This window comes from Leptospira noumeaensis, assembly GCF_004770765.1.
In the GTDB taxonomy this organism is placed as follows: domain Bacteria; phylum Spirochaetota; class Leptospiria; order Leptospirales; family Leptospiraceae; genus Leptospira_A; species Leptospira_A noumeaensis.
Window position 1 is genome coordinate 198,988 of sequence record NZ_RQFK01000028.1, and the last position, 24,687, is coordinate 223,674.

Annotated in this window: 27 protein-coding genes; 19 read left to right on the forward strand and 8 right to left on the reverse strand. The window is 39.6% G+C overall.

Translation table 11 applies throughout. From position 1 onward, the window contains the following. The first annotated feature begins 45 nt into the window (after nt 1–45). Entirely contained in the window at nt 46–1,446 is a 1,401-nt protein-coding gene (locus EHQ24_RS16165) for a phenylacetate--CoA ligase family protein (protein ID WP_244310481.1), read from the forward strand. Then, nucleotides 1,443–2,471, forward strand: coding sequence for an AAA family ATPase (locus EHQ24_RS16170; RefSeq protein ID WP_135602659.1), 1,029 nt, complete (start codon nt 1,443–1,445; stop codon nt 2,469–2,471). Before EHQ24_RS16165 ends, EHQ24_RS16170 begins: the two co-directional genes overlap by 4 nt. Here the strand turns inward: EHQ24_RS16170 and EHQ24_RS16175 are convergent. The 3 genes from EHQ24_RS16175 to lmtA are packed head-to-tail and all read right to left on the reverse strand — an operon-like array spanning nt 2,434 to nt 4,305. Then, nucleotides 2,434–3,285, reverse strand: coding sequence for a hypothetical protein (locus EHQ24_RS16175; RefSeq protein WP_135602660.1), 852 nt, complete (start codon nt 3,283–3,285; stop codon nt 2,434–2,436). The two genes, EHQ24_RS16170 and EHQ24_RS16175, sit on opposite strands and share 38 nt — an antisense overlap. Further along, the gene (locus EHQ24_RS16180) at nt 3,275–3,538 is read right to left on the reverse strand and encodes a hypothetical protein (protein ID WP_135602661.1); all 264 of its coding nucleotides are present in this window, start codon (nt 3,536–3,538) and stop codon (nt 3,275–3,277) included. Before EHQ24_RS16180 ends, EHQ24_RS16175 begins: the two co-directional genes overlap by 11 nt. A gap of 5 nt (nt 3,539–3,543) precedes the next feature. Next, nucleotides 3,544–4,305: a lipid A Kdo2 1-phosphate O-methyltransferase gene (gene lmtA / locus EHQ24_RS16185; protein ID WP_135602662.1), complete on the reverse strand. Its 762-nt coding sequence runs from the start codon at nt 4,303–4,305 to the stop codon at nt 3,544–3,546. 47 nt (nt 4,306–4,352) lie between these two features. Between lmtA and EHQ24_RS16190 the strand changes: the two genes are divergently transcribed. From EHQ24_RS16190 to thiE, 10 genes are all read left to right on the forward strand, one after another. Further along, nucleotides 4,353–5,609, forward strand: a complete 1,257-nt coding sequence (locus EHQ24_RS16190; protein ID WP_135602663.1) for a lysophospholipid acyltransferase family protein — start codon at nt 4,353–4,355, stop codon at nt 5,607–5,609. Next, entirely contained in the window at nt 5,609–6,256 is a 648-nt protein-coding gene (locus EHQ24_RS16195; RefSeq protein WP_135602664.1) for a hypothetical protein, read from the forward strand. Before EHQ24_RS16190 ends, EHQ24_RS16195 begins: the two co-directional genes overlap by 1 nt. Before the next feature lie 31 nt (nt 6,257–6,287). Further along, nucleotides 6,288–6,923 carry a rubrerythrin gene (locus EHQ24_RS16200; protein ID WP_135602665.1) on the forward strand — a complete coding sequence of 212 codons (636 nt, stop codon included), beginning with the start codon at nt 6,288–6,290 and terminating at the stop codon, nt 6,921–6,923. Between the two features lie 83 nt (nt 6,924–7,006). Beyond that, the gene (locus tag EHQ24_RS16205; RefSeq protein ID WP_135602666.1) at nt 7,007–10,237 is read left to right on the forward strand and encodes a SpiroCoCo family coiled-coil protein; all 3,231 of its coding nucleotides are present in this window, start codon (nt 7,007–7,009) and stop codon (nt 10,235–10,237) included. Nucleotides 10,238–10,248: 11 nt separating this feature from the next. Beyond that, nucleotides 10,249–10,452 carry a hypothetical protein gene (locus tag EHQ24_RS16210; RefSeq protein WP_100744290.1) on the forward strand — a complete coding sequence of 68 codons (204 nt, stop codon included), beginning with the start codon at nt 10,249–10,251 and terminating at the stop codon, nt 10,450–10,452. Between the two features lie 3 nt (nt 10,453–10,455). After that, complete coding sequence (gene map / locus EHQ24_RS16215) at nt 10,456–11,211, forward strand: type I methionyl aminopeptidase (RefSeq protein WP_135602667.1); 756 nt, start codon at nt 10,456–10,458, stop codon at nt 11,209–11,211. Nucleotides 11,212–11,268: 57 nt separating this feature from the next. After that, nucleotides 11,269–11,400 carry a hypothetical protein gene (locus tag EHQ24_RS19415; RefSeq protein ID WP_269750440.1) on the forward strand — a complete coding sequence of 44 codons (132 nt, stop codon included), beginning with the start codon at nt 11,269–11,271 and terminating at the stop codon, nt 11,398–11,400. Between the two features lie 5 nt (nt 11,401–11,405). After that, on the forward strand, nt 11,406–11,801 hold the full coding sequence (locus EHQ24_RS16220) for a response regulator (RefSeq protein WP_135578776.1): 396 nt from the start codon (nt 11,406–11,408) through the stop codon (nt 11,799–11,801). A gap of 21 nt (nt 11,802–11,822) precedes the next feature. Continuing rightward, a complete protein-coding gene (gene thiM / locus EHQ24_RS16225) occupies nt 11,823–12,626 on the forward strand; it encodes a hydroxyethylthiazole kinase (protein WP_135602668.1) in 804 nt (267 codons plus the stop codon). Beyond that, nucleotides 12,616–13,260, forward strand: coding sequence for a thiamine phosphate synthase (gene thiE, locus EHQ24_RS16230; protein ID WP_135602669.1), 645 nt, complete (start codon nt 12,616–12,618; stop codon nt 13,258–13,260). The genes thiM and thiE overlap by 11 nt, the downstream gene beginning before the upstream one ends. On the opposite strand, the gene queG is transcribed toward thiE, so the two are convergent. Beyond that, nucleotides 13,257–14,240: a tRNA epoxyqueuosine(34) reductase QueG gene (gene queG / locus EHQ24_RS16235; RefSeq protein WP_135602670.1), complete on the reverse strand. Its 984-nt coding sequence runs from the start codon at nt 14,238–14,240 to the stop codon at nt 13,257–13,259. The two genes, thiE and queG, sit on opposite strands and share 4 nt — an antisense overlap. Between queG and EHQ24_RS16240 the strand changes: the two genes are divergently transcribed. Beyond that, entirely contained in the window at nt 14,239–14,625 is a 387-nt protein-coding gene (locus EHQ24_RS16240) for an LIC_11502 family protein (protein ID WP_135602671.1), read from the forward strand. The two genes, queG and EHQ24_RS16240, sit on opposite strands and share 2 nt — an antisense overlap. Before the next feature lies 1 nt (nt 14,626). Here the strand turns inward: EHQ24_RS16240 and EHQ24_RS16245 are convergent, their stop codons facing one another. Both EHQ24_RS16245 and EHQ24_RS16250 read right to left on the reverse strand, forming a co-directional pair. After that, on the reverse strand, nt 14,627–15,022 hold the full coding sequence (locus tag EHQ24_RS16245; RefSeq protein WP_135602672.1) for an acyl-CoA thioesterase: 396 nt from the start codon (nt 15,020–15,022) through the stop codon (nt 14,627–14,629). Nucleotides 15,023–15,065: 43 nt separating this feature from the next. After that, entirely contained in the window at nt 15,066–15,524 is a 459-nt protein-coding gene (locus EHQ24_RS16250; protein ID WP_135602776.1) for an OmpA family protein, read from the reverse strand. A 102-nt stretch (nt 15,525–15,626) separates the two neighbouring features. Between EHQ24_RS16250 and EHQ24_RS16255 the strand changes: the two genes are divergently transcribed. Beyond that, a complete protein-coding gene (locus tag EHQ24_RS16255) occupies nt 15,627–17,912 on the forward strand; it encodes a hypothetical protein (RefSeq protein ID WP_208725839.1) in 2,286 nt (761 codons plus the stop codon). Between the two features lie 152 nt (nt 17,913–18,064). After that, nucleotides 18,065–20,344, forward strand: a complete 2,280-nt coding sequence (locus tag EHQ24_RS16260) for a delta-60 repeat domain-containing protein (protein ID WP_135602673.1) — start codon at nt 18,065–18,067, stop codon at nt 20,342–20,344. Between the two features lie 16 nt (nt 20,345–20,360). Here the strand turns inward: EHQ24_RS16260 and EHQ24_RS16265 are convergent, their stop codons facing one another. Then, nucleotides 20,361–21,305 (reverse strand): patatin-like phospholipase family protein, encoded by a 945-nt coding sequence (locus EHQ24_RS16265; RefSeq protein WP_135602674.1) that lies wholly within the window; start codon nt 21,303–21,305, stop codon nt 20,361–20,363. 181 nt (nt 21,306–21,486) lie between these two features. Between EHQ24_RS16265 and EHQ24_RS16270 the strand changes: the two genes are divergently transcribed. Continuing rightward, entirely contained in the window at nt 21,487–22,047 is a 561-nt protein-coding gene (locus EHQ24_RS16270) for a hypothetical protein (RefSeq protein ID WP_135602675.1), read from the forward strand. 98 nt (nt 22,048–22,145) lie between these two features. Next, nucleotides 22,146–23,279, forward strand: a complete 1,134-nt coding sequence (locus EHQ24_RS16275) for a DUF1577 domain-containing protein (protein ID WP_135602676.1) — start codon at nt 22,146–22,148, stop codon at nt 23,277–23,279. Between the two features lie 2 nt (nt 23,280–23,281). Here the strand turns inward: EHQ24_RS16275 and EHQ24_RS16280 are convergent, their stop codons facing one another. After that, nucleotides 23,282–23,596 carry a ribonuclease HepT family protein gene (locus EHQ24_RS16280; protein ID WP_135602677.1) on the reverse strand — a complete coding sequence of 105 codons (315 nt, stop codon included), beginning with the start codon at nt 23,594–23,596 and terminating at the stop codon, nt 23,282–23,284. Between the two features lie 83 nt (nt 23,597–23,679). On the opposite strand from EHQ24_RS16280, the gene EHQ24_RS16285 reads away from it, so the two are divergent. Both EHQ24_RS16285 and EHQ24_RS16290 read left to right on the forward strand, forming a co-directional pair. Then, a complete protein-coding gene (locus tag EHQ24_RS16285) occupies nt 23,680–24,069 on the forward strand; it encodes an FKBP-type peptidyl-prolyl cis-trans isomerase (RefSeq protein ID WP_135602678.1) in 390 nt (129 codons plus the stop codon). 222 nt (nt 24,070–24,291) lie between these two features. Continuing rightward, nucleotides 24,292–24,597 carry an SCO family protein gene (locus EHQ24_RS16290; protein WP_244310491.1) on the forward strand — a complete coding sequence of 102 codons (306 nt, stop codon included), beginning with the start codon at nt 24,292–24,294 and terminating at the stop codon, nt 24,595–24,597. The last annotated feature ends 90 nt before the right edge of the window (nt 24,598–24,687 follow it).

Below are 24,687 nucleotides of genomic sequence, written 5' to 3' on the forward strand. Positions count from 1 at the left end.
AAAAACCGAAACACCCCACTTATGACAGAAAGTTGGGAGAGGGAATTGAATCGATTTTTAGAATCACCTCATGCCCCACTTTGGAATGCAAACATAGGTGACCGAATCCAAAAAGATGATTTTGATTTTGTAGAGGATTTTAAAAAAGTATTTTATGATTCCAAAAAAAACCAAACCTATCTAGGACGAGAAGGTGCTATAGAGTATGTTCGAAAGAATTTATATCTATCTACTTTTTTCCAAGACCAATTGAAAGGGATAGATTTTGCAGAAAATTTTGACTCCATTCCCTTCACCACAAGAGAAGACCTACAATCCAAAATCACAGAAATCATTCCGATTGGGATGGATTTAGAACGAATGGTAATCAATCCCACATCGGGAACCACAGGAAGGCCGATCCTTGCGCCAAACCACCCAAGAGCGATTGGTTGTTATGTGCCTCTTATCGAATGGACAGTCGAAAAATATGGAGTGATTCCTATCCACAATCCAAAATCTACATTTGCCATTCAACTCTGTTACCAAGAAAATACAATTGTCTATGCAACAACTCATAGTTTGGCGGGTGGTGCCAAGTTTGCAAAAATCAATCTTCACCCCAACTCTTGGAAAAACCAAGATGAGATAGAAAAATTTATAAAAGAATCCTCTCCACAGATTCTAACGGGAGATCCATACGCTTTGGAAGCGGCAATGAAAATGGGATTGGATTACAGGCCAGAGGCCATCCATTCCACAGCTTTGGAGTTAACAACAAGTTTACGAGAAAAACTAAGGGAACACTTTCACTGCCCTGTGATCAATTCCTATTCTTTAAATGAAACTGGCCCCATTGCTTATGCCTGTAAAACAAATCCTGAATGGATGCATATCTTACCGCATGACCTTTATGTCGAAATCATTGCAGATGAATCAGGTGAAGTTTTGCCATCTGGTAATATAGGAGAAATTGTTGTGACTGGAGGAAGAAATCCTTACCTTCCCTTACTCCGCTACAAAACAGGAGACAGAGGAGAATTACATTTCGATCGTTGTAGTTGTGGTGATTTTTTCCCTCGCCTGCGATTGTTATCTGGCAGAAAACCGGTGTATTTCTTTAAAGCAAATGGGGAAACTGTAAACCCAATCGACGTGGCAAGAATCCTCCGCAGAAATCCACATATTTATCAATTCCAAATGGAACAATATACAAAAGAGAATTTTATTTGTCGAGTTTCTGCTTCGAATGAATTTTTAGATTTACTAGAGGTGAGTGAAAGTCCAAAAACAAATTCGAACCTAAAATCACCAAGTAACCCTTTACAAATCGAACTAAAAAGAGAATTGGAAAACCTTTTAGGAATTGGTTCTCATGTAAAATTTGACACCAACTTTCCGTTAGATGGCAAAAAACAAACCGCATTTATCAATTCTTATTTAGACACTCTGGAAAAAACAAAATGACCCATGGCCTAGTTCTTGGAAAATTTTATCCTCCTCACAAAGGACATATCCATCTCATTTCAGAGGCAAAAAAAAACTGCGACGAACTCACTGTCCTGATATGTTCCTTACAACGAGAACAAATTCCTGGCGAATTACGTTTCAAATGGATGTTGTCTTTATTTCCCGATCCGAAAATTCGAATTGTTTGGGTTCAGGATGAAAATCCGCAATACCCAGAAGAAGATCCCGATTTTTGGAATCTTTGGCGAAAGACGATTGAGACTCACACGAAAAAGAAAGTGGATATTCTTTTTACCTCTGAAGATTATGGTGAGCCACTTTCAAAAGTTCTTGGGTGTAAACATATACTGATTGACTTAAATCGAAACGAAGTACCCGTCTCTGCCACAAAAATCAGAGAGGCTCCTTTAACCCATTGGGACTGGATTCCAGAGCTCATTAGACCTTATTTTGTAAAACGAATCGTTCTTACTGGAAGTGAATCCGTTGGGAAAACCAGTTTGGCCGAAATTCTTGCAAAAGAATTCCAAACCAATTGGATTCCTGAATTTGCTCGAGAGTATTTGGAATCAAAAGTTGGCCCAATGGACGAATCGGATTTTTTGCCCATTGCCAAAGGACATCTTTTGTCAGAAGTAGAAGCGGCAAAAACTTCCAATGGAATTTTATTTTTAGATACAGATCTACTCACAACCAAAGTTTACTTAGAAAGATATTATGAGTCAGAAATCCCTTGGCTCACAGAACGGGCATTAGGTTTAAAATACGATGCCTCTTTTTTTCTAGACATTGATATTCCTTGGATAGAAGACAAATTACGAGATTTAGGTGAAGAACGAGAATCCATGCGAACTCGGTTTTTACAAGCAATGGAAGATGCCAATAGGAGTTTTCATTGGATACGAGGAGATTATCAGACAAGAAAACAAGAGGCAATCAAAATCGTAAACCAGTTGAAAACAGAACCTATGAACCGAGAATCATTCACTTTAGAGCAGCGACGTTTACGTAGTTTTGAATGACTTCATTTGGGAGAATCTTATCATTCACTAAATTTTTCATTTCATAAAGTGTAGTTCCCGTAGATCGGTTATCAGTATTTACGGGGCCAAAATGGTTCCGAATGGCAGATCCCAAAACAAAACGAATTTCCGTACTAAATCTAGAAAACCCTTGGTTGTTCTCTTCGGTTCCATGTAAATGATGAGAGGAAAATAAAAAGTAGTCTCCCAAATCTCCGGAAACAGAAAATTGTTTTGAATCTTTTGGCACATGGTTTGGTTTAGGAAATATTTTTTCCACCAAACGAGAATGAGTAGTGGCTTGGAACCCACCCGTTTCCAACCAATGTTTGTAATCAAACAAATGGGAATTATTGGGAATGGGATTTTGAAAGTATGACGGATACAAAGTAAACCCAGCCCCTGGTTTCACAAGTGTGATGGGAATCCAAATATTGATTTGGTTTTCGGGGTTGGCATACCAAGAATCTCTATGGATATAAAGAACAGATTCGGATCCTGGTTTATTGTGAAATCCATTCGGAATACAACGAAGACGAAATAAATCTACATAAACATCCGAAGGATCCATCCCTAAGGATTCAAAAAGTGGGAATAGAAATTTTTTTAACGAAATATTTTCATAAATCCGAGTCCGAATCTTTTCCATCCTGGCTGCCAAATCCAAATAAGGAATGGATGAACTAACAAAAACAGGATCTCCTTCGGAGAATTCTTCGTAAATGTAATCTTTGATTGTTTTTAGAAATGGAAAAGAAGGTTCTCTGAATGAACCAGAAAAAGTTTCGCCGACGAACAAACGTTCAAGTAACATTTTCCTTGGACTGTTTACTAATTTCGTTTTTAAGTTCGATGATACTCATATATAAGTTTGCAAAAGTGGTGAGTTGGTTCATTGCATCTTGCAAACCCGCTTTAAACAAAAGTCCGTTGTCCATATGTTCCCGAAAGATGGTGAGCGGATTTTCCGCCTCCATACTTTCTACGGTTTTTTGGTAAGATTCCATAAGTTCCCTTTTATCTAAAAGAGACTCTGGAATTTTCCAACCATTGGACAACCGACTCATAAAAACTATCTACCTTCGACTTCCAGAAGTTTGGTGGTTTTTACAATGAGACGTGTGACAACATAAAAAATAAATCCAAATCCAAAAAACCATGTATGGAATGGTTTCCAAATTCCAGTGATGTCTACCGCACGAAGTGCCGGTTCTTGGAAATAAACTTGGATCAAATCAAAAACTGTAAATACTACAATGATTCCAAACAAACTTGGGTATTCTCGTTTCCAAATGTTGCGGAAAGAAAAATCTAAATTTGGTTTTTTATAACCAGACAAACGAGGGATAAAAGCCGGAGTTTTGTCCGCCCATTCCAAATATCCTTTTGCAAATTTACCACGAAGGAAGTATTCTTCCGCAAAGATGATTCGTTCGTAATACAAATAAAAAAACATAATGTATACAAGTGCAAAAGCAAAATCCCGAAGGATAAACACAGGACCTAGATACATCAGAAAATTCCCTACATATAAAGGATGTCTGACTAACGAATAAATTCCGGATTGGTTCACCACATCAGCAACTTGTTGTTTTGTGTTCCTACCAGAGGTATTTTTAGGAGTGTATCCGATCGTAAAACATCTAACAAAAAGCCCTGCAAAACTGACTAAAAATGCACCAGATAACCAATACAAATTGGACTCGTACTGTCCTTGGAAATAAGGGACATACGGTAGATACAGTAAGGAAAGAAACAAAATGACTCCTGGGATGTAGGAGCGCCATCGGAAGAGAAAATTGCCTTGTTGGTTGAGTTCTTCTATAAGTGCCATGTGAATTCGTACTTGCTTCCTTTGATTAAGCTGCTAGCATTCGTCTTATGTCAATCAAATCCTTTATCCCTGCAAAGTTCAATCTTCCTGCTTTATGGTTTACGGATCTGACTCTTCCCGTTCTCAACAAAATACTCCATAACCTTGAATCCATCGAAATTTCGGAAACAGACCAAAAGACATTAAAAACCTTTCAGAAAGAACGACTTCTATATATTTCCAATCATCCTACAACCAAAGAACCTGGGATTGCCTATCATGCGGCAAACCTTATGGGTTCCAGGTTTCACTATATGGCCGCTAGAGAGGTATTTGAATGGGGATTTGGTTTTGTTGGTGACTTCATCCAATCACTAGGAGCCTATTCCGTGTTAGCTGGCGCACCAGACCGCGAATCCCTTAAAGCCTCAAGAGAAATCCTTGCATCCAAAGGCGGAAAACTTGCCCTATTCCCAGAAGGAGAGCCCACAAGTGGGATGAACGATACCCTACTTCCCTTCCAACCAGGTGTCGCCCAACTTGGATTTTGGGGACTGGAAGATGCATTAAAAAAAGATCCGGAAGCAAAGATTTGGGTTTTACCCACCTTTGTTAAGTACAGAATGACCGCTTCCATCGACTCCATGCAAAAGGACATCGATCAAACAATTTCCAAAATGGAACAGAAGTTAGGAATTTCCAAAACAGGAAAAGACATCCTACACCGATTTTTATCCGTAGGAAAACGTATGATCGAAAGAGAAGAAAAAGAATACGGAGTCCCTGTCGAAGAAAGTAGAGCCGACGATTTTGACTACCGATTGGGAAGGATGCGCCATGCCATGCTCGATAACATTGCAAGAAAGGCAAACATTCCCAAATGGGATGGTGACGCCAATGCCATCGAAAAACTAAGAAGGATTTTAAGTGTTCTAGAAATGGTTTCTGTAGGAATGCCCGATCCCAACGGAGAACTTCCAAGTTTGGAAATGGCAACTTGGGCAAAAAATGCTGCCACCAAAGCTTATGACTTTATTACCATCCAAACCGCCTACATCAAAGAATTACCAAGTGCCGAAAGACTTTATGAGTTTTTATACCGTTACGAAAACGAAATATTTGGAGAATTTAAACCTAGACCCCATAGAGCAGTAGTTAGGTTTGGAACACCATTTACGATCAATGAATATTTAAATTCTTATAAAGAAGACAAAAAGAAAACGCTAGATACCATTACAGAACGTCTAAGAAAAGAGTTAGAAACTATGCTTGTGGAAGAAAAATCAAAATCCAACCCACTCTTTCCAAGCCAATATATTTTTTGATGGAAACCCTCAGTCCAGAACAAATCAAAAACCTAGTCGAAAACGGAGCACCCATCGAATGGAATGCTTACGGCGCATCCAAGGTGTTAGATGAAAATTTGGTAAAAGTTTTGGACGCTCTCACTGAAAAATACGGAATCCCTGATTTATCTGCCATTCTGTTCACCATTGTGAAAGACTTAATTCTAAACGGGTTTAAAGCCAATTTCAAAAGACTTTTTTTCCAAGAAAATCAACTAGACATCAACTCACCCGCCGATTACGAGTTAGGTGTTAGAATGTATAAAAGCCTTATCCTTTCTGGAAGGGGAAATACATTTGAACCACTCGCACGCGAAAGAAATTTATACGTTCATCTCAAAATCGAACACAGTGATTCTCAAATCAAATTTGATGTGAGAAACAACAACACTCTAGTCAGAGGAGAGATGCAAAAAATTCGTAACTCTCTTTTACATGCACAAAACTATAACGATATTATGGAATATTATATCGAACGTGGGGATAACTCAGAAGGTGAAGGGATTGGGATTGCCCTTTGTGTCATCCTCCTCAAAGGCGAGGGCCTACCAACTGACCAATTTCGAATCTACCATGAGGACGGAGAAACCATCGCCCAACTGGGCATCCCACTAAAGAAAGGCTAGCCCAAAGAAACAGATCTCACAGTTTGGATTTATGGGTTCTGTTACTGTCCTCTCGAATGATTCCATTCCTAAAGTTCTTTCCGATATCGTTGCCAATGAAACCAACCATGCCCTTTGGCTGAACACTCTGTCTTTATTAGAACATCTTGGTTCGAGAAAAATCCTCCTCACCCAATCCAGTGAAGAGACCTCCGAAATGATTTTAAGACATGCTACCGAAGAAGCAAGGCATGCCCTCTTTTTCAAAAAAGCAGCCCGCACCATAAAACCCAGCTTCCAATCGGGGTACCAAAATTCCGCTCTGGTTCGGGGGACAGCGGCAAGAATTTATTTCGCAAAACTAGACACCTTGGTGCGCCGAAGTTTACGCAAAGTGTTTACAGATGAAAAACAATTTACCTACCTTGCCTATTTGTACACCACCACGGTCATTGAAAAACGGGCCATGGTCGTCTATGCGGCGTACGACGAGATTTTGGACAAAACGGGTTCTCCCATCCGCCTAACCAACCTGATTCTGGAAGAGGAAGGCCACCTTTCCGAAATGAGTTCCGAAATGTTCCGTCTCGATCCTAGGGCCGAGGAAAGATTGGCGAATTTAGAGGCAGAAGAAGCCAAGATTTTTAGCCGATTTTGGCACCAAATCCGTGAATTCTCAGTGAATTAAAAAAGGCTTGCGGAAAAAATCTCCGCCTGGTTTTCTTCAACCATCTTCATGCGACATAATACTATTATTGGATCTTTGAGAAAATGGGATTAGAAGTCTTTTTATTGCCTTTTTTGGCCAGTGTTGCGGTGACCATTGGGCTCCGTCGTTTGGATAAATCCAACACCAAACTCTCCCAACTCAAACGTTATGCGTCCAAATTGACCGATGAAATTGATGGTGTCGCCCTTCAAAAAATCCAATTGGTGAAAGATGCCGGCATTGACCTAGACATCCTTGTCAAACAATCCCGCAAAGTGGCCGAAGACATTCAAATTTTAAGTTCCGAGTCTCGTGACCTATTCGAAAAAATCCGCGCAAGTAAAGATTACCTCTCTTCTTTGTCAGGCGAGATGGAACAAATCCAAGACTTAAGTTCCCAAGTCCGTCGCGAAAAACAAAATATGGAAGAAGGACTCTCTCAGATCAATTCCCACAAACGAGAGTTACGCGAAGTATCAGAAGACATGGAAGCCCTTCATAACGAATCCATCTCTATGTTGGATACATTCCAAAATAAACTCAATTTCCGTAGTGATGAAATTTTACAATCTGTTGCACAAAAGATGGTGGAGTTAGAAAGCCTACTCGAAACCAAATCCGATTTTTTAGACAACTCGCTTTCAAAAATTGCAGAAACAGCACGTGAAAAACTTTTATCTCATGCCGATGTGATGGTAGGAGAAACTGCCGGACGACTTGACCATGCTCGTAAAGAAATGGATTTACTACTAGAGTCCATGAAATATGCACAAGGTGACTTAGATGTTCGTCTCACAAAATTCGAAGATACCTCTTCCCTACTCTCTGACAAAGTTGATAAGTTTGATGAAAGGTTAGAAGAAAAATACCAACGTGCTTCTGGTAAGTTGGATGAAAAAGTAAACTTACTCGAGAAAAAAATCCAAGAACGTTTTGATTCTATTTTTGACCAAGTCACTCATACAAAAGATTCTTTTATGAAGGGTCTAAGTCAAGAGACAGATGCCATCAAACGAGAAATCGAAGACTTGTCCCTCGAAACACTTTCCAAACGAGATGACATCATCAATGAAACCAGAAGGCAAGCTGATGGTATCAACCAAACCATCATTCAGTTCCAAGAAAAATATCTGGAAGCAGAAAACAAACTCCTTCGCCAAGCAGACATTCGTAAACAAGAACTCATTCGTGAAATTGAAGCCTTCTCCGAAGAATTCCACCGCATCTCGGAAGATCTAAAAGAAGAAGCAAGTTCTCTCAAAAAAAGTGCCCTCCAAGAACTCAAAGACTTTGATCGTGAATTGGATTCTGTTCGCACCAACCAAGAAACTGTTATTAAAACTTCTCTGTTTGAATTGAGAAAAGAACTCGAAGAAAGAATGAATTCTGATTTCAAACTCCAAAAGAGTGAAATGGAGTCAGATCTAGAAGTCGTACAATCACAAGTCAAAGACTTAAGTGAATCCATCTCGGCACAAACCAAAGATGTGGATGAGTATGTAGAAGAGTTAAAATCAGCTCTCCGCGAATCGGCACATGAAATTTTAGAAACAGCAGAAGAAAAAGCCAAAGAATCCGAAGAAATTGTGACTGAAAAAATCCGCATTGCCAATGCCAACTTAGAACAGTTCGTAAGTAAGTGGGAAGAGGAACTCGGTAAAATTCGGGAAGACCAAAACTTTAGCATCGAAAGACTACAAGACCGATTGAAAGAAATTCACGTAGAAGGTGCTGACCTTCTTGGTGAATTCCAAAACCAATTCCAAAAAGCAAAATCCAATTTGGAAATGGTTGCCGAATCAAAAACCAAAGAAAGTATCTCTCGTTTGGATGAAGAAGGAAAACTTGCTCGAAGCGAAGTCGAACGAATCCTCAAACATTTGGAAGAATCAGGAGAGTCCTTTTTCAATTTACAAGAAGAGAAAATGGACAGACTCAATGAAACCATTGATTCTAAAATCTCTCACCAATTGACAAAACTCCTGGATAAAGGAAATGTCCAACTCGGACAACTCGAAGATAAAATTTCGAACCACCTAAACACTGTAAAACGTAATTTAGATGAAAGTATCAAACGTTCCAAAGACGAATCTAAAAAACAAATTGAAACTTACCAAAGAGATTACGAAAAATCTTTCAAAGAAATCGCAAAAGAAAGCCAAGATTTCCTTAAAGATAGTTTGGATCGTTTCCAAGATCTAAAACACGAAATCAAAAATGGTTTGGATGATTTAAACGATACCAAAGAAGAAACTCTTTCTAGTTTCCAATCTGAAATGGAAACATTAAAAGAAGATATCTTAACTCTATCCAGTGAGTTAGAGACAGTAAAAGAACATTCTGATTTATTTGCTTCCGCCAAACAGATCGCAGAGGAATCCAATCGTGCCGTGGAAGAAATTTCGGAAGCCCTCCGTGCTTTAGAAAAAGGCCGACCAGACATTGACCTTTACCAATCGGCAATTTCCGAGTTTTCAGAACTTCGAAAAGAAATCGCAAACGAATTAGAAACCTTAAAAGAAGCTCAGTTCCAAACAGAAGACATCGACAAACAAGTGCAAATCCTTGCTTCAAACCTTGTCCATGTTTCGGAAACTATGGAAGGATTTGAACAAAGTTTGAGCGAAGTGAGTTCCATTGAAACGCGGGTAACCAAACTCACAACAGAACAATCAAAAATTGAATCCTTCCTTTCTTCCTTACAAGAATCACAAGATTCTGTTTTCCACTTAGTGGAAAACTTAGAAGGCCAAAAACACAATGCACGGGAACTCCAAGCCCGCCTCGACATCCTGGACCGAGAAATCGAAGTGGTGGAAGCACGCGAAAAGGAACTGACAGAAACCATCCGCCAGGCCGAAAACCGCACTTCTTTCCTTGTAGAAAGGGAAGCACAGATTGATTCCGTAGAACGTAAATTTGACAAAATCGAAGAGCTGCTAGGCGACCTATCTGACCGCCACCGCCAAATCCTCACCCTCCAAAAGCGATTGGAAGACCTGAAAGAATCTTCACGCGAAACCAAGGACGATTTGGAATCTCTCCTCGGGGAAGCAGACGAAACCTTCGAAAAACTCTCCGAATTCCTGGACATTGTCCAAGGTGCCATGCAAAGTCCGGTTCCGACCGGGAAATCCGACCGAAAAGTTTCGGGAAATCCCCTTGTCGAGAGAAAAAGAGCCACCATCCAGAGCCTCCACGACAATTACCAGTGGTCTTCTGAGGCAATTAGTGAAAAATTAAATATTGAAAAATCCCTCGTAGATAGCATCCTCGGAGTTAGAAAGAAATAACCGAGGTATCCATGTCCGAAGAACAAACAGAATCAACGTCGAAAGAATCCCTAATTGTCACTTCTAAAGTGAAGGCTTACATCAAAAGTAAGGGATTTATGACTTCTGGAGACGCGATTGAGGGAATCAACGAAGAAATCTACCGTCTCATCGACAAAGCTCTGGAAAGAACCTCTGCGAATAAAAGAACAACGGTTCGATCCACAGATTTCTAATCCGTGATTTACATTAAAAACAAATCTGAAATTGAAACGATGAGGAAGGCGGGAAAATTTGCCGCCGAACTCCTCGTGTATCTAGAACCCTTTGTCAAAGCAGGGGTCACTACCCTGGAACTGAACGACCTAGCCGAAGCCTATACCAAAAAAAATGGCCATAGATCGGCTCCACTCGGATACAAAGGGTTTCCTAAGTCCATCTGCTCTTCCATCAACCATGTCGTTTGCCATGGAATTCCTAAAAAAGAAGACGTCCTCGCCAACGGAGACATCGTCAATTTAGATGTATCACCGATTGTGGACGGATACATTGGAGACACCTCCAAAACCTTTATCGTAGGTGGAAAATCCACTCCCGAAGCCGAAAAACTCGTGGCCGATACGGAAAAAGCCATGTGGATCGGAATCGAACAAGTGAAACCAGGCAATCGAATTGATGATATTGGAAATGCCATCGACGACTTTCTCACCCCACTCGGGTATGGAATTGTTCGTGATTTGATGGGCCATGGTGTCGGACGTAATTTCCACGAGGAACCACAAGTCCCGCATTTCCGTTCACCACGAAAACTGGCAAAAATTGAAGCAGGGATGATTTTCACCGTCGAACCCATGGTCAATTTAGGAACTTGGGAAGTGAATTTTGATAAATCCGATAAGTGGACAGTCCGCACAAAAGACGGAAAACTTTCTGCCCAATTTGAGCATACCGTACTTGTCACAGACAAAGGGTACGAAATTCTAACAAAAGTCTGAAGAAATCCTTCTTGCTTTCACATACAATGTATCGTCTAATTTTCAAAGAGGTTCCTTATGAAAACAGCAATCACTCTATTTAGTTTATTCGTCATCACATCTGCATCGTTTGCCATTTGCCCAGGAAAGGAAAAACGTTCCTGCCCAGGACATGACAAATTGGTTGAGTGCCCTCACGACGGAAAATAGTTCTTATGAATAAGGCCATTCTCTTCGTCGACGACGAACAAATCATTCTGATGAGTCTGAAGTCTCAGCTCAAAAAACATTTTGGGAATGAATACCGTTATGAGACGGCCCAAAATACAGAAGAGGCATGGTCTATCATCGAAGAATTGGCAGAAGAAGGAATCAATATCCTCATCATCATTTCGGATTGGCTTATGCCGAACCAACGTGGTGATGAGTTCCTTCGCGATGTCCATAAAACTTATCCTGCAATTAAGAAAATAATTATTTCCGGACATATTGATGAGCTATCACTCAATCAATTGAAAGGAGAAGTAGACTTACATAGTTTTTTAAACAAACCTTGGTCTGAATCGGATTTAATCAAAAAAGTAGAAGACGCCATAACGAAGATTGCCTAGGTTTTCTTAGGAAACCTCCGCATGTCAAAATCTATCATTGAAAATACTATCGAAGACTTAGAAAATTTACGTTCTAAATCCCCTCTCGTTCACAATATCACAAACTATGTAGTCATGAATAATACTGCCAATGCACTCCTTGCCATTGGTGCCTCTCCGATTATGGCTCATGCCATTGAAGAAGTCGAAGAAATGGTTACCATCTGTTCGGCAACTGTCATCAATATTGGAACTCTATCAGAACCTTGGATCCAAAGTATGGAAAAGGCTGCTGCAAAAGCAGTATCCATTCACAAACCACTAGTTCTTGATCCAGTAGGGGCAGGAGCGAGTAACTTGCGTAATATGGCAATCCGTCGTATCCTTGGTGCAGGTAGTCCAAGCATTGTTCGTGGCAATGCTTCTGAAATTTTATCAACTCTCAACTCTTCTGGTAAAACAAAGGGTGTGGATTCCACTGATTCTTCTGATTCTGCTGTGGATTCGGGTAAATCTCTTTCCAAAGTTACAGGTGGTGTTGTGGTGATTTCTGGTGCCACTGACTATATTTTAAGTGGAACAGAAAAAGCCCAAGTGAGAAACGGTGACCCGCTTATGACAAAGGTCACAGGACTTGGTTGCACGGCTTCTGCCATCTGTGGGGCTTTTGCTGCCATCCAACCGAACCAATTCCGCGCGGCAACTTCTGCTATGGCAATTATGGGAATTGCTGGCGAAATGGCAAAAACCAAAACAAATTCTCCAGGAAGTTTCCAAGTGGCATTTTTAGATTCTCTCTATGAAATTGGAGCAGACACCATCAAACAAAAGTTAAATGGCGAATAAAAAACCAATCACTGGGGTTTATCTGGTAACGGATAGACCCTTATGCCTCCACCATAGTTTGGCAGAGGTAGTGCGACTTTCTGCTCTCGGAGGTGTTTCTTTTGTGCAACTTCGGGAAAAAGAAACGGACAGCCGCCAGTTTTTAGAACTAGCGAAACATTTAAAAAATATCCTTACACCTTTTTCCATTCCTCTTCTCATCAATGACCGTTTAGATATTTGTTTGGCGGCCGGAGCTGATGGAGTCCATCTGGGACAATCCGATTTACCTTGGCGGGAAGCACGCCGGATCTTAGGAAACGATGCCCTCATTGGTTTATCATTAGAAACAAAAGAGGATTATCACTCTCTCATTCAAACCCACCCGAATCCTGAGTTAGATTATTTGGCAGTTTCTCCTGTATTTGATACCAGCACAAAAACCAATACAAAACCTGCTTGGGGGTTAACGGGAGTTACTTGGCTAAAAACCCAAACAAACCTTCCCATCGTTGCGATTGGCGGCGTGAATGAATCCAATGCAGAAGCCATCGTCGAAGCAGGAGCCGATTCCCTGGCAGTTGTCAGTGCGATTTGTTCTGCTAAAGATCCAAAACTGGCAACTGAGAATTTAACGAAAAAATTCCAGTATTAGTTTGATTCTTTTTTTTCTCTTTGTTGTAAATTCCGATTCCAAATTTCAAATCCAATCCTTTCGATTGGGGAATCTTTAAAATATTCATTAAACTCTTCTTTAGTGAGAGATTTTTTTTCTAAAAACTCTGGATCTGTCCAGAAAGATCTGGGTAAAAATTCAGGTTCCGTGGTTTCCACTTTGTTTCGTTTGGCGACATTGGCATTCCAAGGACAAACCTCTTGGCAAAGATCGCAACCATACACCCAACCTTTGCGTTCCCATTTTAAAAAAGATTCCGTGGCTTCGGTTTCGCTCCGGTCTTCAATCGTTAAGTAAGAAATACATTTTCTAGCATCAATTTGGTATTCTTCGAGTGCACCTGTAGGACAAACATCCAAACACTTACGACAACTTCCACAGTGGTCAGTGATGATTTCTTCTGGTTCTGGGCCGCCTAAGTCTAAATCGGTGAGAATGGTCGAAAGAAAAAAGTAAGATCCAAGTTTTGGATGGATGAGATTTGTGTTTTTGCCCTGCCAAACAATCCCCGATTCTTTTGTGAGAATTTTTTCGGCTATTGGCAAACTATCTACCGATTGCCGGAATTTAAAACCTGGAAATTTTTCGCGAAGAATTTTTAAAATTCGATTCCCTTTTTCCTTTAGAATCAAGTGATAATCAGAACCTAACGCATAACGAGAAACTTTGGATTCCATCTGCGAAAGAATTGTTTCGCCTTCACTTGACCTATAAACAAACCCAAGGCAAATCACAGATCTTGGAGCAAGACCCAAATTTTGAAAATCGTTTCTGATGCCAACTGCATGGTCTTTGGCAAACCAATCCATATTCCCAAACCGTTCTTCCTGAATCCATTGGTCTAAATGTTCGCGGTCTGCATTTGGAATTTTTGCTTCCGCAAATCCCACCAAAGAAAATCCTTCTTTTTCACAAATGGTTTTAATTTGAGAACGAATCTGGTATACTGGATTTGTCATGGGTACAGAGGGGAACGAAGTTTATCTTACAGAAATCCAAGGCCAGTTGCCAAGCCATTTGTTTGTTCATGTCCCAAAACTAGTTTCGCTCTTCCCGCAAATAGAAGCACTGGTGACTCTTCCCAAGGGAATTCCAGATCTATTACGAAAGGGAATTTATTTTGCCCTACTCCAATCGGTGGTGAGACTTCTCGAAAGAAACACAGACCCACTCCTTCCCGAAATCCTTCCTGAGTATGGGGAACTCATTCGTTCGGTTTCCGAAACCTATTCGATCCTCAATCCCGATACAGAATCCAACTGGCTTACGGAATGCATTCAATATGGAGATAAGTCAGCTTACCATTGGGAATGGAAACATTTTGATTCACGTGAGTTGTTCTAAATTACAAACGTTCCTTCTCTAATGATTTTAAAAAATCAGGAGGGATTGGTTTTTTGGTTTTGGCCCTATAATCAAAATATACTTGTACTGTTTTTGCAGACACATAAAGTTCATTTGTTTTTTGATCACGAATTTCGTAAGAAAATTCCCAAGAAGTAGTCCCAATGGCAGATACCCAAGTTGCAACAAAAATGGAAGCTCCTGGTAATACAGATGCCTTTAAATCCATTTCCACTCGTGCCAGAACAAAAGGAATGTCATCCAAATCAACAACATTCAAATAACGATTACAAAAATCTAATCTTGCTAATTCTAAATACGTCGAATAACTTGAGTTATTGACTCGCTGCATAGGGTCCATGTCATTAAATCGAATTTGAATTTCAGTACGAATCATAGTCTTTTATTCAAATGAATCAATTTGAGATTATCTGTCATCCTTATGTTTCTATTTGGATTTGGATCTTTACCGAACGCAAACCCCTACGCGAAGCAGAACCATTACCGATACTTGGTTCTAAATACGTTTGATTCATTTTATCTTTAGGAATTCCTAAAGAAACCAAATACCGTTCCACCGTTCGGACTCTATCTTTTACCAAACGTCGGTTTTTTGCCAAAGGGCCTGAGGCATCTGCTGAACCAGTTAAACTGATATATCCTATTTGGGAGAGGATAGAAGGATCCAAGTTTGTTCGTAAGGTTTCTATCGAATCTTTTTCCAATTGAGAAGAATCAGCACTAAAAAAAACAGAAAATTCCCGGATATCCGATACGAATACTTTCGTATTTTTTTCCAGTGCTTGCGGTGTTTCTTTGCGTAAAGGAAGTGCATAGCTGTTAGTTTTTGGACTTTTTCTCCAAATCCAAAGAAGGAGAAAACCTATTCCGACTAACATTAGGGAAATCCAAACCATCTTACCTTAGACTTACCTCAGATTCGTGGAAATTTATTTCAAACGAGTGGACAAATTCAGGAAACTTTAGTAGAATAACTAGCTATGAAACCAATGCGAAAAATTTTAATCATCTATTCATTGTCAGTGGGGATGGCTTTCGGCTGTAAACCAGCAGAACTATCGAACACTTGTGATGCAAAAACAAAAGAATACTTCCAAGCCTCGGTCATTCGTTATCTCTCTGGTGACAGATCCCCTTCTTGCCTTCCCTCATTTGATTTTCAAGACTTATGGGGTGTTTATCAAGGTTCCGTCACAACTACTGTCAATGCCATCACAAGTTATAACGACCAAATCATCATAGGAGGAGATTTCCGATATGTTGGTCCTTCCACGGGGAATGTTGTTTATTTAGAAACAGCCAATGGAAAGTTATTACCCAATCGTTATTGCCCTTACTTAAAAGTTGTTGGGTCTACTGGTATCGCCATCTCGGATGGTAATGGTGGCTTTTATATTGGAGGTGAATTTTTTGCAGTCCAAGGCGTTGAAAAGTTTAGTATAGCCCATATCCTTCCTGGTTGCCAATTAGATCGTAACTTTACAGTTCTCAATGATAATAATAAAAGTATATATACCTTATTACTCGCAGGGGATTTCCTCTATGCAGGTGGATACTATACAGACGACAATAGTGGTTATCTAGTCCGAGTGAATCGATATACAGGTGCCTTGGACACTTCGTTCACACCAAATCCGAATACCCTAGTGTCCGATTTGGAAACCGATGGAGACTCTCTTTATGTTTGTGGTGATTTTACAAATATCGGTGGTTATGCGAAAACTGGCCTAGTTAAATTTTCTCTCTCCACTGGTCTTGTCATACCTTCTTTTACTACGACAATCAACGGAGGTAGTTGTTTAGACTTATACTACGGAACTAATGCCAATGGGAGTCCCGTTATCTATGCCGTTGGTGATTTGACAACCCCAACCTTTAGTAACGCCATATCTCTTTTTCCCGATGGAACATTAACCACATGGAATCCTAATCCCAATGCTAAGGTCAATTCCATCCAACAGTATAATAATACGATATATTTAGGTGGTGATTTTACCACCATCAACGGAGGAACGACTGCTCGTCATTTAGTCTCTGTCAATAATGGTACGGGTTCTGCCATCAGTACAAATTTTGCAATGAATACCGCTGAGCCTGTCGCAACCCTACAAATCATCGAGAATACATTATACTTAACCGGAGAATTTACATCCGTAAAATCTGTTCCGAGAAACTATGCTGCGGCACTTTCTTTGCCGGATGAATCCGTCACTGCCTTTAATCCAGCCTATGATGGTGTCCTCGCTAATCCTGGTTCGGGGATTGTATCGGCAGGAAATGGGGTCGTACTATTTACCTCCAGTCGTTCCACAATCAATGTTACCTCCCGAAATCATTTTGCCGTTTTGGATGAAGTGACAGGGACACCGATCGAAGGAACACCTAACTTTGATTTTCCGATCAAGACCCTGCATAGAGTAAACAACCGACTTTTTGTCGGCGGATCTTTTACCAGTATCGCTGGGCAATCAAGGAACCGATTTGCCATTTTGGATTTACCAAATTACCAAATAAGTCCTATTAACACTGTCCTTTCAGGCAGTCCCGATATCCGCACGATCACTAGCGATGAATCACAAATATATGTAGGAGGATTCGGTTTAGCCAATGTAAACTCTCAAGTTAGAAACGGAGTCTTTGCATTGAACTCAAATGACTTTTCCCTTAGTGGATGGAATCCTAATCTTGGGTCAGGGAGTAGTGGCGAAAGTATTTTAGTCGTAAATGATAGTGTTTTTATAGGTGGGAGTTTTTCTGAAATCAATGGAGTGGCTAACTACAATAACTTCCAAGCCGTAGATAAAATCAATGGTACAAGGAGAGATATCCCTTCACCTAATAATGACCCCGTGAGTTTAGTGTACAACCTAACTTTAGCAGGCACAAAAATTTATATGGGTGGTTTTTTTAATAGTATCAGTGGTATCGGAACTTTTAATAACACCGCTGTTTATGACTTAATTTCGCAGACTTACGTACAGCCAAACCCTGTGAGCGCAGACAATATGGTAAATCATGTTGCAGCATACCCTGATGGGAACATCCTCATTGGAGGATCCTTTACTGTTTTAAACGGTATTCCTAATAACTATTCTCTAGGAGTTTTTAATACTAACACCAATACACTTTCTCCTTGGAAAGCGTCTATCAACGATGTGGTTTATACATCCATGAATAAAAATGGAAAATACTATTTAGGTGGAGCATTTACGATTGCACACAAGAGAAGTAATGGTGGACTCGTTCGGTCTAGTCTAAACGAATGAAAGAATAATCAAACTCTCACCTAAATCCTATCTGTAGATTCGAATGTTCTAATTGGAATTTCCGATTCAAAAAATAAATCCGCGGAACTTTTGTTACTATTATATCCATTCAAAACACTAGACATTAAAATTAAAATCGAAACTCTGTTCTCATGTTTCGATCTTTTTCTCTCTCGTGCATCTACGTAGTTTCGTTTGCTACATTTACCCTCTGTAAACCAGCGGAACTTGAAAACACATGTGATGTTCGTTCTAAATCGTATCTATTAGCATCTGTCATTCGGTATGCAACAGGTGATCGCTCTCCTTCCTGTTTGCCTGCGTTTAGTTTTTTTGACGAGTGGGGAGTGTATGGCTCTACTGCTAAAATCGATTCCATTGTCAGCTATAATAACCAAATCATTGTCGGTGGAAATTTTTCCAGTATCGGGTTTCCGACTGGGAGTGCCGCTTTTGTAGATGCACAAACGGGAGCTGTGGTTCCTAATCGGTTTTGTCCCTTCTTAAAAGTAAAAGGTATTACTTATGTAGCAATTTCTGATGGGTCAGGCGGATTTTATATTGGAGGTGACTTTACTCACGTACAAGGAACTGCAAGGAGCCAAGTAGCACGAATATTACCAGGTTGCCAATTGGATTCTAACTTTATACCTGATACAAGTACATCACGGATCGTCACTGCACTCGCAATTCTCGGCGACCAATTATATGTTGGTGGGCAATTTGTTAATTGGGGAACCGGGAGTCAGGTCAATATAGTTTCTCTCAATCGTGAATCAGGCAAACTCAATACAAATTTTTATACGGGGACCATTGATGCTGATGTTTTGGACATAGTCACTGATGGATCTTCCCTGTTTATAGGAGGTAATTTCCAAAACATTGCGGCAGGGGTTCGTTATGGAGTTGCAAAAATATCACCTAACACAGGGGTTGTGGACACAAGTTTCACAGGCCAAGTCCAAGCAGGTGGTACTGTCAACGATCTACACTTAGGAACAGATACATCGGGAAATCCAGTATTGTATGCGGTTGGATTTTTTTCTGGAGCCAAACCCAATGCCAAATCCTTTTACTTAAACGGAGTCGAAACCTCCTGGGCACCTAGTACCAACTTTACAGTAAACTCTGTTTCTCAGTATGAGAATACAATTTATTTAGGAGGTGAATTTACAACTGTCAAAACGGTAACACCTGCAAATTATTTAGTAGGAGTTGATAACAATACTGGTAATGTCATCCAAAACAATTTTGGGATCAGTGGGAATGTAACTTCTGCAACTGTCATTGGAAATAAATTATACGCACTCGGAGAATTTGCAGAAGCCAAAGGCCAAACAAGAAATTTTGCTGCGGGTTACGACCTACCGAATCATAATTTAAATGATTGGAACCCTTCTTTTTTGGATAGTATTTTTACCCCGGTAGGCTCCGTTGTTGCGGCGGGTTCAACAGTGATGGTTGTGAGTAACAACCAAGCTGTCAATTTAAAACCATATAAACATTTTGTTGTCATTGACGATTCCACAGGTTCACCTATCGGTGGAACACCTAACTTTGACTTTCCGATCAAATCCTTACATATAAAAAACAACCATCTCTTTGTCGGTGGAAGTTTTGAACATGTAAACGGAATTCCAAGAATCGCACTAGCCATTTTAGATTTACCTACCTACCAATTAAATCAAGCCAACTTGAATATTCTTCCCGCTGGATCAGAAACAAGAACAATCACAAGTAACGACACCCAAATTTTTTTTGGAGGTGCAGGGATGAGCTCTGTGAATGGACAAACACGAAATGCTCTAGCATCCATCAACGCGGAAAATTTTTCGCTAACAAACTGGTTTCCTAACTTAGGAGGCAGTGCTACCTCTCTTTTGGTTTTAAATGATGCTGTCTATATCGGTGGTATTTATATCTCTTTAAATGGTGACAACAGCATTGCCAATTACCGGGCCGTTGATACAAACACAGGGCTTGTTTTACCTTTGCCTTCTACCTCCGATTACCCGAATAGCGATGTCGCCGCACAGACCTACTTTGATGGTAAAATATATTTAGGTGGAATTTTTTCAATGATCGGTGCATCAACTTTTAATAACTTCGCTATGTATGACACAAACACAAAATCGTACATTTCGCCTAATCCAATTTATGCGAATGGACATGTGTATTCGATCACTCCGTCACCTGATGGGAAAATAGTAGTTGCTGGTTCATTCACTGGACTCAATGGTTCTACAACCAATAACTACTTAAGCGCCTTTGATAGTAAAACAAATACAGTTTTGCCTTGGTTTCCAAACATGGATAACACTGGATTCAAAAGTATCTATCTAAACGGGAAATGGTACATTGGTGGAGAATTTAAAAATGCATTCAACAAACCCTATGGTGGATTTTTCACAAGTGATCTTACTGAAAAATAATCAGTAAGATCTAAAACTATTTTTGTTTTTTAGTTTTCCGTTTTAAAATTTTCTTTATTGCTTCTTCACCCTTCTTTGCGCCAAGAAGAACCGTTTTATAAAGTTTGGTTCGGATGGTTGTGGTGAGTTTCACAGGAAGAGGTCTATCGGGTGCCACAGTGATGATTTTCACACCTTTCGGTGGTTTGACGGCCAACTCGCGCGCTGCATTAAAATGAAGATGATGGAGTTTACGCATCATTCGGCGGATGGTGCGCCGTGTGGGAAAAGCAAGTAAACTGGTAAGTCTCGTGAGTGGACCTGAGATGTGACGAATCGGTGAATTCATAATCACCACAATTTCTTTGTATCCAGCTTCTATGATGTCTTGGATAGGTAATGGATTTAGAATGGCAGCATCAGAATACAGTTTACCATCTAATAGGTGTTTACCGCGAGTCGCAATGGGTAATGAAGTGGCTGCTTTTAATAAATCAAAAACATTGGATGATGTGGCTTTGATGTATTCGATGGAATGAGTATGTAAATTACTGACTGCTACTACGAAATGAGGAACATTTTTCCTGTCCAAAGTTTCTGATTCCAATCTTACTTTTTTACGAAAGATAAAATCGATCAAATACTCTTGGTTGAGTAAGGTTTTTCCTTGGAAAGGATGGAAAAATGAAATGAGTTTTCTGCCAGATAAGTCTTTGTACCAAACAGAAAGGGCCATCTCACTTTTAACAGGTTCCTTTTTGGGCATGGATACATAATAAGCCGCAGAACATGCCCCCGAAGATACACCTACCACCAAATCAAAGTAATTTGGTCTTAAGAACTTGTTCCAAGCATAAAGAACACCCCCAGAAAATGCACCTTTCATTCCCCCTCCTTCCACAAGGAGTGCCCTTTTGGAACCTTTGGCTTTAGGGAGTTTGGGATGTTTTAGAGACTCGTTCGATGGAGATGACTGCACCATAATGTCAGGGTCTTCCTACCCTATTTCGGTTGCAAAAAACTATTCGTTCGAGGATTTCCGATTTCAAGTTTTTAGGAGAATCACCAAACAATTTTTGGAAACCCAACTGAATTTCCAAAATCACCTAAAAAATCTTAGGGCCATACAATAAATTTCGCTACGTACGCAATTGAATATTAGAATGCTCGGGATCAAAACTTTGGAAATCAATGTGAATGGAATTCCAGTCAAGGGTTCCTTACAACTGAATGCCAAAGGCAGTTACCAATTAGATTTATTATCTCCTTACCCAGGTCCCATGTTTACTTTTTCTTTTCCCAAAACTTATCATTCTCTTTGGGACGGACATGTGTCGGAAATTGAAAACGATGCCACAAGTTACCTTCGCACTCTCTTTCATAAATGTGAAAGCATAAAGAGGGAAGTCCCTAAGTTTGAAAAAGAAATCAAAGATTTTTGGTTAGCGATTGATACGATTTCAGTACTTTCCCCATTCAAATGGAATGAAAAATGTATGTTTCTAAAAAAGGCCTTACAAGAAGGTTATATGGATTCTGACACATACGAAAAAACGTTAAACGATCTAACTCTTGTGATGGAAAAAAAATATTTAGAAAGAGAGAAACGTTGTGAAACATTTTTATCTCAGTACCTTCCCGAGTATTCTCACTTACAAAATCATTTTTCATGGATTCGTTTCTGTTATGAATTAACAGAAAAAAAACACCTACTCTTACTTTAATTTTTCGTTTTTCTTGCCAAAGAGACTAGTATTCACTTTACTTTCCATTGGAACGGAAATTTATTTCCGTCTCATATAATAGAACTCGGAAATTAGCTATGCGACCAATGGATCAAATCACAGGCAAAGAACAAAAACACCATGTGATATTACACTATCTTATGAATCAGGAAATGAAGGCGAACTGGAATGGACAAGTCCAATCCATGACCGTAACACAGGAATTACCCGGTGGTGAGGAGATAGTAGTTGATTGGAATGAAGTCTGGCCCCTCCAACAAGGTTCTAGTTTTATCCTTTCTAAACTTTTGGCTCGGTATTTAGAACTTCATTGCACTTTTGTAAAACAAATTGCACCTCACAAAATCCAACTCCATGTAGATAAAGTCCTCATTGCAAAAAAAGAAAGATTAAACCCACGTTTTACGATCTCTGAAGACGGTCTTGTGAATGTTACAAACATTGTTAGTTCCAAAACCATCATCGAAGCCAATATGTTCAACATTCCCACTCTCGTTCGTGTGAACTTCGAAGATTACCGCAAACGAATGATGGCCCGGTCTGGGGAAGCAGGCATTATGGATATATTCAAGTCTGGAATGGAACGAAAGTATGAAGTGGTAAAGTCCTCACAAAAAATTCTTTTTATCAAGGATGCAACAAATCCTGAAAGTTATCGTTCCGATGAAGAAGGTTTTATCAACTACGAAGATGAAATTGATGACCACGTTGAAAAACTAGCAATGGCTTCCAAAGATAAAAAGATAAAGTCGGAACTCATCCTCCCTATTCTTTATAAAAATGAACTAGAAGAAATTATCCCCATTGGTTATTACGCATTACAAACCAAAGACAATGCCATCACTGAAGATGATTTAAAATTTTACCAAACACAAATCGCAGAGATGATTGAAAGGATCAAAGACGCCAACTTAATGACGACTGTGGAAAAATTTCCTGTATTGGATTTGTCTGCCACTGGATTAAAAATTCGAATCACGAATAGCAATTTAGTCGAAACACTTCCTAAACAGAAAGGAATTTTATTAGAACTAGTTTTTAAACTCCAAACACCGTTTCGTTTTTTCGGGAAAATTGCTTGGGCTTATAAAGAAACTTCTGGGGATTTACTTGTCGGAATTGAATTTTCAGGAAAACGTACGTATGCAGAAAAAGTTAGATTTGAAGAGAACATCGAAATCATTAAAAACAATGGAAAAACCGCTGCTTAATCTCAGCGGATTTCCAATTTAATTGTTTTTGTAATTTTAGGTATCTCGTAAGCACAAATATAGTATAACATCTTTAAGTCGATATAGTCATAGGCCCGGGCCAAATCCTTTTGCCATAAACTATCAATTTTATCCCAAGGTAGATCGGGGTATTTTTGTTTTTCGGACATGGGAATTTTTAACGATTCTGCCTGGATGTAACGAAGCATTTCTTCTGCAAAAAAACTATCATGTTCCCCTTCAATGAATTCTTGGATCTGGTTTCTAAATAGGAAGGTTTCCAACTCCCGGCAGTAAAAAATAAACTCATGAAACATATGGATACCTTAAAACTGGATTCCTCCACGGACAGTTTTTTTCATTGGCAAAGGAATCCAAATCTTGGATACTTTCACTACGTATGAAGATGAATATCCGAATTGCCTCATTTTTCCTTTTTGTTTTATTAATTCCCATCCAAGCAGCAGAAAAGGATTTCCAAATCATCGATTTAGTTGTGGGAAAGGGAGAAGAAGCATTTTCCGGTTCTTACGTCACAGTTCATTACGTGGGTAAACTCACCAACGGAAACAAGTTTGATAGTTCTCGTGACCGCAACCGCCCATTCGAATTCAACTTGGGTGCCGGTGAAGTGGTCAAAGGTTGGGACAAAGGGATCAAAGGAATGCGAGTAGGTGGAAAACGCAAACTCATCATTCCTCCAGAACTAGGTTACGGTAGCAAAACTGTTGGCAGCATTCCCGCAAACTCTACTCTTATTTTTGAAGTGGAACTTCTAAAAATTTACTAAAATTTATTTCCTAGATGGTCTCTTAAAATTACGAAAAGAAAGAATCTGAAATTCCCCATTCGGGAATTTCTTGACTAAGTTCAGAATGGTTCTAAATTGTTTCGACTATGGAAAATTCAACCTTGCGTAAGTCTGTCCTCTTCCTAATCCTCGTCCTATCTTTTTCCTAATGTAAAACCAAATCAAATTCTTCCAAAAGACTGGGCACCAAGCGAACATTTGGTGGTATTTTTTCATGCCACCTGTCGCGGGATTTGTCCCTTAATCATTCGAAATTTAATCCAAATAGAACCAAGTTTTTCTGAATTTCATGGCCTCAAAATTTTTTCTATCTCTATTAATCCCAAGGAAGATACAGTTCCTGTTTTACAGAATTATCGCAAAACATATCAGATCAAAAATCCGAATTGGAGTTTGTTCATACGGAAAATATTTTTTTTATTTGATAAAGATAAGTATTTACATGGGATCTATCGTGCCAAAGGAACGGGCGATGTACAAAGGTTAATCGACGATTTAAAAAACTAAGACAAAAAATCAATTAATCTAAGGATTTTTTTTAGAATCCTTAGATGGCTTATGTGAATAGAGGAAACTTTGTTTCACCAATTGTTTAAA